The organism is Actinomycetospora callitridis (assembly GCF_028737265.1).
GTDB classification, from domain to species: domain Bacteria; phylum Actinomycetota; class Actinomycetes; order Mycobacteriales; family Pseudonocardiaceae; genus Actinomycetospora; species Actinomycetospora callitridis.
Genome location: NZ_JAQZAK010000016.1, coordinates 35,089 through 49,110 on the forward strand (window position 1 = coordinate 35,089; position 14,022 = coordinate 49,110).

Annotated in this window: 12 protein-coding genes; 7 read left to right on the plus strand and 5 right to left on the minus strand. The window is 73.5% G+C overall.

All coding sequences use genetic code 11. The annotated features are described in order from the left end of the window. The first annotated feature begins 42 nt into the window (after nucleotides 1-42). Together PH191_RS29105 and PH191_RS29110 are read left to right on the plus strand one after the other, a co-directional pair. On the plus strand, nucleotides 43-1,302 hold the full coding sequence (locus PH191_RS29105; RefSeq protein WP_274198122.1) for an MFS transporter: 1,260 nt from the start codon (nucleotides 43-45) through the stop codon (nucleotides 1,300-1,302). A gap of 9 nt (nucleotides 1,303-1,311) precedes the next feature. Next, a complete protein-coding gene (locus PH191_RS29110; protein WP_337994115.1) occupies nucleotides 1,312-2,163 on the plus strand; it encodes a formylglycine-generating enzyme family protein in 852 nt (283 codons plus the stop codon). Nucleotides 2,164-2,167: 4 nt separating this feature from the next. Here PH191_RS29110 and PH191_RS29115 read toward each other — a convergent pair whose 3' ends face one another. Next, nucleotides 2,168-4,531 (minus strand): arylsulfatase, encoded by a 2,364-nt coding sequence (locus PH191_RS29115; protein WP_274198123.1) that lies wholly within the window; start codon nucleotides 4,529-4,531, stop codon nucleotides 2,168-2,170. A 229-nt stretch (nucleotides 4,532-4,760) separates the two neighbouring features. On the opposite strand from PH191_RS29115, the gene PH191_RS29120 reads away from it, so the two are divergent. Then, entirely contained in the window at nucleotides 4,761-5,186 is a 426-nt protein-coding gene (locus PH191_RS29120; protein WP_274198124.1) for an ATP-binding protein, read from the plus strand. A 1-nt stretch (nucleotide 5,187) separates the two neighbouring features. Here the strand turns inward: PH191_RS29120 and PH191_RS29125 are convergent, their stop codons facing one another. Both PH191_RS29125 and PH191_RS29130 read right to left on the minus strand, forming a co-directional pair. Continuing rightward, nucleotides 5,188-6,489: a PP2C family protein-serine/threonine phosphatase gene (locus tag PH191_RS29125; RefSeq protein ID WP_274198125.1), complete on the minus strand. Its 1,302-nt coding sequence runs from the start codon at nucleotides 6,487-6,489 to the stop codon at nucleotides 5,188-5,190. 56 nt (nucleotides 6,490-6,545) lie between these two features. Beyond that, nucleotides 6,546-7,073 (minus strand): hypothetical protein, encoded by a 528-nt coding sequence (locus tag PH191_RS29130; RefSeq protein WP_274198126.1) that lies wholly within the window; start codon nucleotides 7,071-7,073, stop codon nucleotides 6,546-6,548. A 331-nt stretch (nucleotides 7,074-7,404) separates the two neighbouring features. Between PH191_RS29130 and PH191_RS29135 the strand changes: the two genes are divergently transcribed. Beyond that, on the plus strand, nucleotides 7,405-7,836 hold the full coding sequence (locus PH191_RS29135) for a VOC family protein (protein WP_274198127.1): 432 nt from the start codon (nucleotides 7,405-7,407) through the stop codon (nucleotides 7,834-7,836). A gap of 116 nt (nucleotides 7,837-7,952) precedes the next feature. Continuing rightward, nucleotides 7,953-8,915 carry a helix-turn-helix domain-containing protein gene (locus PH191_RS29140; protein WP_274198128.1) on the plus strand — a complete coding sequence of 321 codons (963 nt, stop codon included), beginning with the start codon at nucleotides 7,953-7,955 and terminating at the stop codon, nucleotides 8,913-8,915. Here the strand turns inward: PH191_RS29140 and PH191_RS29145 are convergent. Beyond that, on the minus strand, nucleotides 8,863-9,567 hold the full coding sequence (locus PH191_RS29145) for a helix-turn-helix domain-containing protein (RefSeq protein WP_274198129.1): 705 nt from the start codon (nucleotides 9,565-9,567) through the stop codon (nucleotides 8,863-8,865). The two genes, PH191_RS29140 and PH191_RS29145, sit on opposite strands and share 53 nt — an antisense overlap. Nucleotides 9,568-9,687: 120 nt before the next feature. Further along, entirely contained in the window at nucleotides 9,688-10,557 is an 870-nt protein-coding gene (locus PH191_RS29150) for an alpha/beta hydrolase (RefSeq protein WP_274198130.1), read from the minus strand. A 229-nt stretch (nucleotides 10,558-10,786) separates the two neighbouring features. Here PH191_RS29150 and PH191_RS29155 point away from each other — a divergent pair, with 229 nt between their 5' ends. Beyond that, complete coding sequence (locus PH191_RS29155; protein WP_274198131.1) at nucleotides 10,787-12,973, plus strand: HNH endonuclease signature motif containing protein; 2,187 nt, start codon at nucleotides 10,787-10,789, stop codon at nucleotides 12,971-12,973. A 46-nt stretch (nucleotides 12,974-13,019) separates the two neighbouring features. After that, nucleotides 13,020-14,021 carry an alpha/beta hydrolase gene (locus PH191_RS29160; RefSeq protein WP_274198132.1) on the plus strand — a complete coding sequence of 334 codons (1,002 nt, stop codon included), beginning with the start codon at nucleotides 13,020-13,022 and terminating at the stop codon, nucleotides 14,019-14,021. Nucleotide 14,022: the final 1 nt, after the last annotated feature.

Consider the following 14,022-nt stretch of genomic DNA (forward strand, 5'->3'; position numbering starts at 1 on the left):
ACGAACGGTCGTGTCACCTCAGGGCCGAGGAGCCAATCACCCATGACCACCAGTCCCACCACGCCGCCCGTCCCGGGGGCCGCCGCCACCGCGGGCGACGCGGTCGTCGACCCCGCCACGGGCCGTCCCGCCGGCCGCGCGCAGCTGATCCTGCTGCTCGCGGCGAGCTGCATGTCCGTGCTCGGCGCCGTGCTCATCGCCCCGGTCCTGCCGCAGATCCAGGCCGAGTTCGCCGCGGTGGCGGGCGTCGAGGTGCTCGTCCCGATCGTGCTCACCGTGCCCGCGCTGATCATCGGCCTGATGGCGCCGTTCGCGGGCGCGATCGCCGACCGCTTCGACCGCAAGCGCCTGCTGCTCGTCGCGATGGTCGGCTACACGATCTTCGGCACGGCACCGCTGTACCTCGGCTCGCTCGGCGCGATCCTCGGCAGCCGCGTCCTGGTCGGCGTCTGCGAGGCCGCGATCATGACCTGCGCGACGACGCTGATCGGCGACTACTGGTCGGGCGAGCAGCGCAGCCGCTACCTCGGGCTGCAGACGCTGGTCGCGACCCTCTCCGCGACGGTCTTCCTCGGGCTCGGCGGGGCGCTCGGCGCCGCGGGCTGGCGCACGCCGTTCTGGCTGTACTTCGCCGCGATCCTGCTGGTCGTCCCCATGGCGCGCTCCCTGTGGCAGCCGGCCCGTCCCACCGCCGAGGCCCGGACCGGCGCCCGGCTCGCGGGCGTGCCGTGGCGGCGGCTGGCTGCGCCGTGCCTGGTGACGCTGTTCGGTGGCGCCGTCTTCTACGCGCTGATCGTCGAGCTCTCGTTCGTCCTCAACGGCCTCGGCGTCACCTCCACCGCCGTGATCGGCGGCATCAGCGCCGTCATGTCGCTGGCCACGGCCGCCGGCGCCATCGTGTTCGGCCGGATCTCCCGGCTCTCGCCGCGGGTCCTGCTGCCGACCGCGTTCGGCCTGTCGGCCGTCGGCCTGGTGGTCGTCTTCGCCACGACCTCCCTCGTGGTCGTCACCCTCGGCGCCGTGATCACCGGCTTCGGCACCGGCATGCTGCTGCCGACCCTGCTGACCTGGGCGGTCAACCGGCTCTCCTTCGAGCAGCGCGGCCGGGGCACGGGGCTGTGGACCGGGTCCCTGTTCCTCGGTGAGTTCCTCGCCCCGCTGGTCATCGCGGGCATCGGGGTCGGCGTCGGCGGTCTCCAGCCGGCTCTCGCCGTGCTCGGCGTCGCCGCCGCGGTCATGGCCGTGGTGACGTGGCTGGCCCTGCGCGGTCGCGACGAGCCCCTCAACACCGGCCACCTCTAACATCGGGGCGTGAGCACGCGGGGGCAGGTGGCCCTGCCCGGTGGGCGCTTCGCCATGGGCGACCACTTCGGTGAGGGCTACGTCGACGACGGCGAGCACCCGGTGCACGAGGTCACCCTGGCGCCGTTCGGGCTCGACGCCACCGCGGTCACCAACGCCGCGTTCGCGACGTTCGTCAAGGACACCTCCTACGTCACCGACGCGGAGCGCTGGGGGTCGTCGGCGGTGTTCCACCTGGCCTTCCGGGGGGATCGCGCCGACGTCCCGACCAGCGTCGACGGCGCCGGGTGGTGGCTCGGGGTGCGGGGCGCCTGCTGGCGGCGACCGGAGGGACCCGGCTCGTCGGTGGGCGACCGCGCCAACCACCCGGTGGTGCACGTGTCCTGGAACGACGCGCAGGCCTACTGCGCGTGGGCGGGCAAGCGGCTACCCACCGAGGCGGAGTGGGAGTACGCCGCGCGCGGCGGGCTCGAGGGCGCCCGCTTCCCCTGGGGCGACGAGCTCCGGCCCCGCGGGCGGTGGCCGCTGAACATCTGGCAGGGCCGCTTCCCCGTCCAGAACACCGAGGAGGACGGCTACCTGACGACCGCGCCCGTGAAGACCTACCGGCCCAACGGGCACGGGCTCTGGCAGATGGTGGGCAACGTCTGGGAGTGGTGCGCCGACTGGTTCTCCCCGGACACCTACCGGGAGTCGCCCTCCGCCGACCCGGTGGGGCCGGCGGAGGGCGTGAGCCGGGTGATGCGCGGCGGCTCGTACCTCTGCCACGACTCGTACTGCTACCGCTTCCGGGTGGCGGCGCGGTCGTCGAACACGCCGGAGTCCAGCTCGGGGAACCTCGGGTTCCGCTGCGCCACCTGACCTCTCACTGGGCGGCCATCACCCGCCGGTAGAGCCCCCCGTCCTCGGCGGTCCCCTCCTCGTCGCCGGCGTCCCCGAGCTCGATCCGCACCGTGTGCACCGTCCCGGTGAACGCGTTGCCGACGATCGGGTAGTCGGTGCCCACGGGGGTCCCGAGGTCGACGCCGACGTCGAAGGTCTCGTCGAACGAGAAGTAGTACGGGATGGTGGCGTCCACCGTGCCGTGGGCGACCTTCACGTCGTCCACGGTGAGCACGACGGTGCCGCCGCGCCCGAGGCCGCCGCCGTCGTACTGGAAGTCCATCCGGACCTCGTGGCGCCCGGTGGTCATCGGGTCCTCGGCGCGCAGGACGTGGCTGGTGGTCCCGAAGTAGTTGTAGACGTAGCAGGCGCGCCCGCCGAGGCAGTAGAGCGCCCAGCCCCCGAAGCGCCCGCCCTGGGCGACGATCACCCCGTCGGTCAGTGAGCCGTCGGTGTCGACGTCGGCGATCACCGTGTGGGAGCGGTTCTTGACGTTGGGCGTCGTCTCCTCGATCAGCCGTCGCGTCCGCCCGTGGTAGGTCACCGAGCGGCGGTCGCCGAGCAGGTCGAGCCGCCCCGCGATCCGCGGGTTCTCCCGTTCGGTGACGCGGTTGTCCAGGGGGAAGACCTGGTACTTCGACGCCTCGATGAGGAACAGCTCGCGCAGGGAGGCGAGCTTCTCGGGGTGGCGGTCGGCGAGGTCGTGGGCCTGGCTCCAGTCGGTGGTGGTGTCGTAGAGCTCCCAGACGTCGTCGCGGAACGACTTCCCGGCCTTCGGCACCATGTCCCACGGGACGCCGTGACGGGTCACCGCGGTCCAGCCCTCGTGGTAGATGCCGCGGTTGCCGCACATCTCGAAGTACTGGGTGCGGCGGCGGTCGGGCGCTGCGGCGTCGTCGAACGTGTACCGCATGCTCGTGCCCTCGATGGGCTTCTGCGTCACCCCGTCCACGGTGACCGGGGCGGGGATGCCCGCGCAGTCGAGGACGGTCGGGAGCACGTCGATGACGTGGTGGAACTGGTGGCGCAGGCCGCCGCCGTCGGCGATGCCGCGGGGCCAGTGGACCACCAGCCCGTCGCGGGTGCCGCCGAAGTGCGACGCCACCTGCTTGGTCCACTGGTACGGGGTGTTCTGCGCCAGCGCCCAGCCCACCGGGGCGATCGGGTAGCTCGTGACGCCGCCGATCTCGTCGATGCGCCCGATCATCTCGCCGGGGTCGTCGACGAGGCCGTGCCCGAGGCGGTGCTCGTTGAGCGTGCCCTCGAGGCCGCCCTCGCCCGAGGCGCCGTTGTCGCCGATCAGGTAGACGATCATCGTGTTGTCGAGCTCACCGAGCTGGTCCAGCTCGTCGACGAAGCGCCCGAGCTGGGCGTCGGCGTGCTCGGTGAACCCGGCGAAGGTCTCCATGAACCGCGCCCCCAGCGCGCGCTGGTCGTCGCTGAGCTCGTCCCAGTGCGGCACCTCCTCGGCCCACGGGGCGAGCTCGGCGTCCGGGGGGACCACCCCGAGCGCCTTCTGCCGGGCCAGCGTCATCTCGCGCTGCCGGTCCCAGCCGTGGTCGAAGCGCCCGCGGTAGCGGTCCCGCCACTCCGGGCGGACGTGCAGCGGCGCGTGCGACGCCCCGAAGGCGAGGTAGGTGAAGAAGGGGCGGTCCGGGGTCAGGGTGCGCTGGGTGCGCACCCAGTCGACGGCGTGGTCCACGAGGTCCTCGGAGAGGTGGTAGCCCTCCTCCGGCCGCCGCGTGGGCTCGACCGGCGTGGTGCCCTGGTAGAGCAGGGGGTACCAGTGGTTCATCTCGCAGGCCATGAAGCCGTAGAAGTGGTCGAAGCCCTCGCCGGTGGGCCAGCGGTCGAACGGGCCGACGGGGCTGATCTCCGACGGCGGGGTCTGGTGCCACTTGCCGAACGCGGCCGTCGAGTACCCGTTGCCCTGCAGGGTCCGGGCCATCGTCGCCGCGCTGCGCGGGCGGAAGCCGGAGTACCCGGGGGCCGACGTGGCCATCTCGGTGGTGCCGCCCATGCCGACGGAGTGGTGGTTGCGGCCGGTCATCAGCGCCTGGCGCGTCGGCGAGCACAGCGCGGTCACGTGGAAGCGGGTGTAGCGCAGCCCGTCGGCGGCGAGCCGATCGGCGGTCGGCATGTCGCAGGGTCCCCCGAAGGCGCTCGAACTGCCGAACCCCAGATCGTCGAGGACCACGACCACGACATTCGGGGCTCCCTCGGGCGCGGTCGTCGGACGGACCGGCTCGAAGGGTTCGGATTGTTCGTCGATCCCGAGGGCGGTGACCACCCCGGCCGGCTGCTCCGGCTCGGGCAGAACGTGACGGCCACCGTTGAACCTGCTCATCCCGGCTCCACGATCCCTTCTGTCGATGATGGACCGCCCGCGGCTGGACGGCCCGGGTCGGTTTAGCACAGGCAACAATCGTCAGCAAGGAATGGCGTTCAACATCGCACCCCGACCATTCTGCAGTTCGTCGAGGAATTGTCGTCGAGATGGAGGGTCGCTGTTCTCGGGAATACGTCACCGGAATCGGTGGGTTGGTCCGTCGCGGATCGGGCACCCAGGACGGACCATGCCGAACCCGGACGCCCACGGCGCCGCCGCCGTCCCCCGATGGCCCGACACCCTGCAGGTCAGTACGTCGGCGCAGGGGAGCCACGTCCGTCTGCTCCGCCGGCGCCTCGCGCAGTGGCTCGGCGGGGACGACCTCGACGCGGACGTGATCGAGGACCTCGTCCTGGCCGCGTCGGAGGCGCTCGAGAACTGCTGCGACCACGCCTTCTCCGGCGGACACGGCGCCGGCACCATGACGCTCACCGCGTCGCAGGCCCACGACCGGCTGGTCATCACCGTCGCCGACGACGGGTCCTGGCAGCTCGAGGGGGCCGAGACCGGTCACCGGGGCCGGGGGCTGACCATGATGCGGCAGCTGGTCGACGACGTCGCCATCGAGGCCGGCCCGGGGGGCACCAGCCTCGCCCTGACCCGCTACGTCTGACTCACGCCGTGGGCGAGCGGAAGCCCCCGGCCGCGCTGGACCGGACCTTCTCCGGTCGCTGCGACGGCGGGGTCGATGCCGTCACGTCCCGGGCGACCGAGGGCAGCAGGTGCTCGTGCGCCGTGGCCGACCAGTCCACCATCAGCAGGGTGGCGTCGTCCTGCAGCAGCCCGCCCTGGTGCTCGAGGACCGCGGCGGCGAGCCGTCGCAGGGTCTCGGGCGCCGAGACCTCGTCGAGCTCCGCGCGTTCGCTGAGGTCGACCAGCCGGCGCTCACCGAAGAACCGCCCGTCGGCGCCGCGCGCCTCGGTGATCCCGTCGGAGTAGAACACCACGCGGTCGCCGGGCTCGAGCCACTCCACGGCCTCCTCCACCGGGGCGGCGTGCTCGCCGACCCCGAGCGGCGGCCGCGGTGTCGCCCCGAACGCGCCGACGAGGTGCCCGTGTCTCAGCAACAGGGGATGGGGGTGGCCGGCGACGAGGTAGCGCAGCTCGCCGGTGCGCAGGTCCAGCCGGGCCAGGATCGCGGTCACGAACCGCGGGAGCGCTCCGGCCGCCTGCATCTGGACGTCGGCCTCGACGGCGAGCGCGGCGAGGTCGGTGACGCCCCGGCGGCGGGCGTTGCGGATCGCGCTGACGGCCAGGGCGGTCGCACTGCCCGCGGCGAGGTCGTGCCCGACGCCGTCGAACACCGCGACGTACGCGGTGTCGAGGTCCACGACGTAGTCGTAGCCGTCGCCCGCGACCCGGTCGTAGGGCTCGAGCAGTGCCGTGACGCAGACGTTGTGGGTGGCGAAGGTGCGCGGCGGGACCAGCTGCCAGAGGAGCTCGGCGGCCACCGTGAGCGGTCGGGGGGCGCGGATCCGTCGGATGCGGTCGCTGTAGGGCAGTTTCGCGATCGCGATGTGCCCCATCAGCCCGGACAGGGTCCAGCACCGACGGCGGAACTCGAGGTCGTCGACCACCTCGGGTCCGAGCTCCAGGCTCACCACGCCGGCCCGCTCCGTGCCGTCGAGCATGGGGACCCACAGCATCCGGCGACCGTCGTCGCTGAAACCGGCGACGAACTCGCCGTACTGGAACGCCCGCCCGGCGAGGGTCCCCTCCACCGACTGCGGCGGCGGGGGATCCACCCGCACCGAGGTGAGCACCCGCTGACCGAGGTCGACCAGCAGCACGTCGGCGTGCAGCCCGAGGGGCCGGACGGCCTCGTCGATCATGGCCGAGAGGCCCTCGCCGACGACGAGGTGGGACCGATCGGTCAGCGCCGTGAAGACATCGCCCCACGTCGCCCCGGTCGTCACGTCGAGGACCCTACGGCGCGCAGCCGGATCGCTCGCCGAGGTCACGGTGTCCGGTGTCACGACGTTCCGGATGACGGCCCTGCGTCGGCCACACCAACCCGCCGGGCCCGCTCGTAGGGCTCGGCCGTCGGCGCGGGCCGCTGCGACCAGCCCGAGCCCGACCAGCGCGTGACCCAGGGGTGCACCGCGATGGTCGGGAGGAGCCCGACCCACGTCGTGGTCATGCGCTCCCACGTGGTGGGGCCGTCGGGCTGGGCCTCGGCGAGGTAGTGGTGCCCGACGACCGTGCTGAGCAGCGTGGTGCTGATCGCCGCCGGGTCGGTGTCGGCGGTGAGCAGCCCGTCGGCGCGGGCCCGCGCGAGCAGGACCTCGCTCTCGGCCCGCCAGCCCTCGACCCACTTGTGCCGATCGGCCTGCATGCCCGGGTCCTCGCGCATCACGCGCAGCCCGCCCTGGACGACGGGATCGTGCATGAGCCGGGCGATCTGGGCGTCGTAGACGACGAGCAGGGTCTGCAGGGGATCGAGGTGCCGCGTCGCGATGCGCTCGGTGAGGTCCTCCCACGAGGCGTGGACCTCGTCCACGACCGCCCAGCCCAGGGCGCTCTTGGAGCCGAAGTGGAAGAACAGCGCGCCTTGGTGCGGCCGCAGTCCTCGACCACCTGGACGAGCGACGTCGCGTGGTAGCCCTGGGAGGCGAAGCGGCCCGCGGCCGCGCGGATCAGCTCGTGGCGGGTGGCCCCCGCCCTGGCCGGGAGGCCCGCCACGGCGGCCCGGTCCGACCAGCGCGAGACCGGGAGCGTGAACCACGGCTGCGTGGACTCCACGAGAGGATGCTGGCAGCTCGGCGCGGCTCCGCACCAGCCGCCGCGACATCCTGCTCCGGGGACGTTCGGTGACGAAAGGGATGATCGACGTGCTTCTTCGCGGGGTGGACCACATCGCGTGCCTGACCCACGACCCGGCGCGGCTCGGGGAGTTCTACGCGGCGGTGTTCGACGCCGAGATCGGGCCGACCCGGACGCACGGCCAGGACGGCGAGGAGACGATGACGGTGATGCGGATCGGGCCGCACACCGAGCTCAACGTCGTCACCGTGCCGAGCAGCGCCGAGGCCGACCGGCAGACGCCGATGTGGCACCGCGGACGCCTGGACCACTTCGGGCTCCACGCCGCGTCCTACCCGGCGTTCGCGACCATCCGTGAGCGGCTGATGTCCAGGGGTGCCTCCGACGGCACGGTCAACGACTTCGGCGCCGCCTTCAGCATGTTCTTCCGCGATCCCGACGGCCTCGAGGGCGAGGTGCTCGTGCCGAAGGCCGAGGACGGGTCGCACCCGGTCGCCTGACCCGAGGTCACCGTCGGTGCTTCCGGCGCGTTCGCATCGTCCCTATGCTCACCTGTTGGAACGAGTCGTCGGTGACGGGGCGTCACAAGGGCGTGTGCCTCTCGGAGGGAGCGGGCATGACCCTCGTCCTGGAGTCCACCGCCCATCCACCGGGCGAGCGGGCCGAGCTGGTGCAGGAGGTGATCGCCCGCAGCGGCGTCCGACGCCGTGTGGAGATGAAGGCGCCGGCCGAGTCCGTGGACGTCCGCGCCGAGGCGTGGCAGCTCGGCGGCACCGGCGTCCTGCGCACCCTGGGCACGGCGTTGACGCTCACCCGCACGGCGCGCGACGTGCGCCGCGACGCCCCCGAGCTCGTCGGGATCGCGCTGGCGCGCAGCGGGTGCACGTATTCGGCGCACGGCACCGACCAGCGGCTGGGCCGCGACGGCGTGGTGCTCGTGGACTTCACCAGCCCGTACGCGTTCTCCCACGCCGGATCGCGCATGAGCTCGATCGTCGCGCACATCTCCCACGCCGACCTCGGCCTCGGTGTCGACGTCGTGCGGGCCGCCGTTCCCCGGCTGGCCGCCAGCGATCTGCTGCCCCTGGTCCGGGCGCACCTCGTGCACATGTCGGGTGCGATCGACGAGCTCGCGGCGAGCCCTGTGGTGGCCGCGGACCTGGGCGCGGCGACGGCCGACCTGACCCGGGCCCTGGTCGTGTCCGCCGCCGGGCACCGGGAACGGGAGGTCCTGGGGGAGACGCTGCGCGCGCGGGTGGTCGCCCACGTCCGGGCCCACCTGGGCGATCGCGACCTCACGCCCGCGCGCATCGCGGCCGCGCACCACGTCTCGCTCCGCACGCTCTACACCGTGTGGGGCGACCAGGAGGAGACCCTCGCCGCGTGGATCCTGCGCGAGCGGCTGGAACGCGTGCGGCGGGAGCTGACGTTCCTGCCACCCGACGTCACGATCTTCGCGGTGGCGCGCCGATGGGGGTTCGTCGACGCCGGCCACTTCGGCCGGCGGTTCCGCAGCGCCTACGGGCTCACGCCGTCGGAGTGGGTGCGCCGGTCCCGTCCCGCCACTGCCGGGGCGTGACGCCGAACGCCGTGCGGAAGCGCCGCGAGAAGAAGCTCGGGTTGTCGAAGCCCCAGGTGCGGGCCACGGTGGCGATCGAGTGGTGGCGACGGCCGGGGGCCGCGAGGTCGGTCCGGGCGCCCTCGAGTCGTCGCTCGATGATCGATCGCTCGAGGCCGACGCCGCGCTCCTCGAAGATCCTGTAGAGGGCGCGGACCGAGATGCCGTTCTCGGCGGCGATCTCCGCGGGAGCGAGGTCGGGGTCGCGGAGGTGGGTGCGCACGTAGGCGTCGACCCGGTCCGCGGTGGTCGCCGGCGTCGCGTCGTCGAGGGCCCGGGCCTGCTCGGCGGCGGAGAGGACGAGCGCGCGCACCAGTCGCACCGAGGCCCGGCCGAGGTCCACGGCGGCGGCACTGTCGGCGAGCGTCCGCGCGTGGGCGGTCACGCGGACGACGTGGTCGCGGACGAGGGGATAGAGCGGGCTGGACCCCAGCCTGGGCGCGGCCGCCCGGACGACGTCGAGGGGCAGGCCGAGCTCGTGGAGGTCGACGTGGAGGGCGCGAGGGGCATCGGCGGACGGGTCGACGAGGACGAGGGCGCAGGACCCGGGGTCGCCGGTGGACAGGACCAGCGCGATCTCCGGGGCGTTCGTGGCCCGCTCGGGAACGAGCACGGTGCTCCCCGATGTCGTGGGTCGTCCCGTTCAGCGTCGGGCCCCGGGACGGCGGGGTCAACGACCACCACGACGTGCACACCGGTGGGCACGTCGCGTGGTCGTGTCGTGGGACCCGGCTCAGACGGTCATCGGCTCGGCCGGTGCCGCCGGCGCGGGCACGATCGCGGGCGGGGTCGTCGCGTGGCGCAGGGCCCAGGCCAGGGCGTAGTCGGCGATCTCCTCCCAGCCGGGCGCGGCGGGCAGGAGGTGGGGCTTGCTGCCGAACTCGACCACCTCGGTGATGGTCTTCTCGCCCTTGTAGTGCCCGGCGTTCGACCACTGGATCTTCGGCGGCATGATGTTGTCCTCGCTGCCGGCGACGAACAGCAGCGGCGCCCGGTCCTCGTTGTGGTAGTTCACCCACGTCCCGCTGTGTCCCGGGGTCAGGTTGGCCAGCGCGCTCTCGAAGATGATGCCGCCGGACACCGGCACCGCGTAGCGCTCGTAGAGCGCGCGGGCCTCGGCCTCGGGGAACGTGTTGGTGAAGGCGTAGTTCCAGTGCTCGAAGTCGTAGCGGATCGCCCGGTGCCGGTTGGCCGGGTTCTTGAGCACCGGGAAGGTGGCCCTGGCCTGGGTGAGCGGGATGATCGGCACGCCCTCGGTGGGCGCCGAGTTCAGCGCGACGCCGGCGGCCCCGAACCCGTGGTCGAGCAGGATCTGCGTGAACGCCCCGCCCGCCGAGTGCCCGATGATGATCGGCGGGCTCTCCAGCCCGCGCAGGACCGATTCGAAGTGCTCGACGATCGCGGGGACGGTGAGCGCCTCGACCGGCGAGGGATCGGCGTTGAGGGCCTCGACCTCGACCTCGAAGCCGGGGTAGGCCGGGGCGATCACCCGGTAGCCCTTGGCCTCGTAGTGGGCGATCCACTGCTCCCAGGAGCGTGGGGTCACCCAGAAGCCGTGGACGAGGACGATGGTGTCGGGGGCCGGGCGGGCGGCGTGCGTCATGACGGGGTCCCTTTCTCGGGCCGTCGCGAGGACGAGCAGGTCGTCCCAACCTGGCAGCGGGAGTCCGGGCGGAATGTCCTCTCCGCGCAGAGCGGTGGGCTGTGCGTGCAGGGTCGCGCGGTGTGCCCCCTGCGGCCGCCTGCGGTCGGCTGCCTCGTCGGCACCGCGCTGAGGGGTCGGCCGATCATGATCGACTTCGTTGTCGGGGGTCGGGTCTAGCGTTGCTGGTGTGAGCATCGACCTCGATCCGACCCCCGGTGGTGTCGCCGGGTTGGTGGGTCTCGCGCCGGGGTCGGTGCTGGTGGCGGCGTTGGAGGGGATCGATCCGACGTGCCTGGCCGGTGCGGAGTCGGTCGAGTATCTGCGGGGTTGTGCGCGGGCGCGGAACCGGGCGGCGGCGCGGTTCCTGACCGCGGTGCACGAGGCCGGGCGGGCGGAGGACGGCACGACGACCCGGCGGGCGTTGGTCGACGAGTTCTCCGGTGACGAGGTGTCGACGGCGCTGGGGTGGTCGCGGTCGATGGCGGGGCGGTGTCTGGAGTTCGCCGACGATCTGCACCGGCGGCTGGTGGAGGTGGCGGCGGCGATGGGCTCGGGGGAGCTCGACGAGCCCAAGGCGCGGGTGTTCTCGGAGTGGACCCGCGACCTGGCGGACGACCACGCCCACCAGGTGTGCCGGGTGTTGTTGCCGGAGGCGCCGGGGTTGCCGGTGGGGGCGTTGATCGCGCGGTTGCAGGAGGTGGCGGGGGCGCTGGATCCGGAGTGGGCGGTGCGCCGGGAGCGGGCGGCGGAGAAGCGGCTGCGGGTGGTGGCGTCGCGGAACCCGTCGGGCACGGCGAACGTGTCGGGCTGTGATCTGCCGATGAGCAGCGGTGTGGCGATCATGGCGCGGGTGGATGCGTTGGCGTTGGCGGTGCGTCGGGGTGGTGTGACGCGGCGGATGGCGTGGCTGCGGGGCAGGGTGTTCGAGCGGCTGCTCGACGGGTTCGCGGCGGGGTTGACCGACGAGCAGCTGGTGCCGCTGCTGGTCGCCGAGCTCGGCGCCGAGGCCCCGGATGACGATGACGATCCCGCTCCCGCGGGAGGCGCCGGTGACACCGAGGACGACGGTGGCCCCGAGGACGACGGTGGCCCCGAGGACGACGGTGGCCCCGAGGACGACGGTGGCCCCGACGACGGTGGCCCCGAGGACGACCGTGGGCCCGACGACGACCAAGGGCCCGATGACGACAGTTGGGCCGACGACGAGGCTCCCGACCCCGGTGGCGCCCCCGAGGACCCCAGTCCTTCGGGCTCCGGCCGCGGTGACGGCGGCGACGGCGGGCCCGACGGTCGGGACGACAGCGGCCCCGATGAGCGTGAGCCCGCCGGCGATGGGTCCGACAGCCAGGACGCCGGTGACGACACCGACGACGACGCCGAGGGCGATGAGCTGATCACGGGCCTCGACCCTCGGGCGGGTGTGGTGCGGGAAGGAATCGTGGAGGTCCGGCTGCGGCTCTCGACCGCGCTCGGGCTCGACGACCTGCCGGCCCACATCCCGGGGTGGGGCACGGTGCTCGCCGGCACCGCCCGCGAGTTGCTCGAGCGTCACCGCCGCAGCGAGTGGCGGCTGGTGCTCACCGACGACGACGGCCGCCTGCTGCAGGTCCTGCTCCCACGCCGCCGCCCGCGATCGGCGGATCGACCAGCCGGCCCCCACCGGCCCGGACGCCGGCGGGGGACGGGCAGCAACGCCATTGTCGAGCTCCAGGCTCCGGCAACGCTGCTGGCCGCCCTCACCCCCGACGACCACGACACGTGGGCCCCGATGCTGCACGAACTGCAACACCGACTCACCGCCGACCACCCACCCGACCAGCCGCCCGGTCGTCCACCCGACCATGCCGCGACCCCGGCGCAGGCCCGGCGGCGACATCCCGGCGCCGAGGTGGACCGGTGGGTGCGCATCCGCGACCGCCACTGCGTGGCCCCGGGCTGCCGCCGCCCGGCGCATGCCAGCGACCTCGACCACACCCTCGACCACGCCCTCGGCGGCCCGAGCGTGTCCTGGAACTGCGGGGTCTGGTGCCGCCACCACCACCGCACCAAACACGAAGGTGGCTGGCGGGTCACCCAGCCCTCCCCGGGCCGGTTCCACATCACCACCCGCGCCGGCGCCCGCCACACCGTCGAACCACCCCGCATCATCGACCCGCTCCCCGAACCGCTTCCCGCACCCCACCCCGGCGAGGGGCCCCGGCCCCTGCCCGCCCACGAAGCCCTCGACCCCGCCGACGACGACCAGGACAACGAGGACGACGACGACCAGGCCGACGACCTCGCACCCTCGCTCCCACCGGACACGACTGACTCGGCAGCAGACACCGCCCACCGCCGCGGCGAAGCCCTCATCGACCCGCCCCCACCCTTCTGAGGTGGGCCGCACGGCAACGGCACCGGCGGGCGAGCACAGTGACGCCGTGCGCGGACGCCGTCGGCTGTGGACGTGGGCGCGGCGGGTCGGCCTGACCCTCCTGGTGCTCGTCGTGCTGGTGTTCGCCGTGTCCGGGGCCTACCTCGGCTGGGACCGCCTGAGCCCGGAGCAGCTCGACGTCTCGCCGCCCGGGTTCGACGTCGACGCCGCCGGGGTCCGCACGCACGTCGAGCACTGGCCCGCCGCGCGGCCGTCCGGCAAGGCGCCGCTCGTGCTGGTGCCGGGCTTCGCGGAGTCGACCTACGTCTGGTCGCGGGTCGCGCCGCTGCTCGCCGCGGACCGGGACGTCTACGCCTACGACGTGCGCGGCTACGGGTTCACCGATCGCGTGCCGCCCTACGACCTCGCGTCCGACACCGACCAGCTCGTCGGCCTCGTCGCCGCTCTCGGGCTCGAGCGCCCGATCGTCGTCGGGCACTCGTCGGGCGTCGCGATCGCCCTGTCGCTGGCCCTGCGTGCGCCGGAGAGCGTCGCCGGCGTCGTCGCGGCCAACGGGGACGGCACCCCGTACTTCGGGGCCGACCGCACGAGCTCCGGCGGCGGGGCCCGCTGGGTGCTCGTCGACCCGATTGCGCCCGCGCTCGTCACCGCGGCGATGCGGCACCGCGCCCCGATCCGCTCGATCGTCGCCGCGCAGTGCGGCCCCGGGTGCCCGGTCGACGACGAGGCGATCGACCGGTGGCGCGCGCCGTTCCTGCTCCCGGGGGCCGTCGACGCGCTGACGAGCATCCTGCGGCAGCCGCTCATCGGCCTCACCGACGCGCAGGAGACGACGATCGCCGTCCCCACCGCGGTCCTCTACGCGGGCGAGGACGGCAGCTTCACCCGGGAGCAGGCGCAGGCCACCGCCGCGCGCCTGCGCACCTCCCTGATCGCGGGGCTCCCGGGCGCCCGCCACCTGGCCCTGCTCGGCGAACCGGATCGCTTCGCCGCCGCACTGACCCCGCTGCTCGACGGCCTCGATCGGCGCTGCCAGGCCGGCGATTGAC

Bases quoted from the DNA above. Each gene is read 5' to 3' on its own strand.
- PH191_RS29105 (WP_274198122.1), top strand. From the start codon at position 43: ATGACCACCAGTCCCACCACGCCGCCCGTCCCGGGGGCCGCCGCCACC.
- PH191_RS29115 (WP_274198123.1), bottom strand. From the start codon at position 4,531: ATGAGCAGGTTCAACGGTGGCCGTCACGTTCTGCCCGAGCCGGAGCAG.
- PH191_RS29120 (WP_274198124.1), top strand. From the start codon at position 4,761: ATGCCGAACCCGGACGCCCACGGCGCCGCCGCCGTCCCCCGATGGCCC.
- PH191_RS29140 (WP_274198128.1), top strand. From the start codon at position 7,953: ATGACCCTCGTCCTGGAGTCCACCGCCCATCCACCGGGCGAGCGGGCC.
- PH191_RS29150 (WP_274198130.1), bottom strand. From the start codon at position 10,557: ATGACGCACGCCGCCCGCCCGGCCCCCGACACCATCGTCCTCGTCCAC.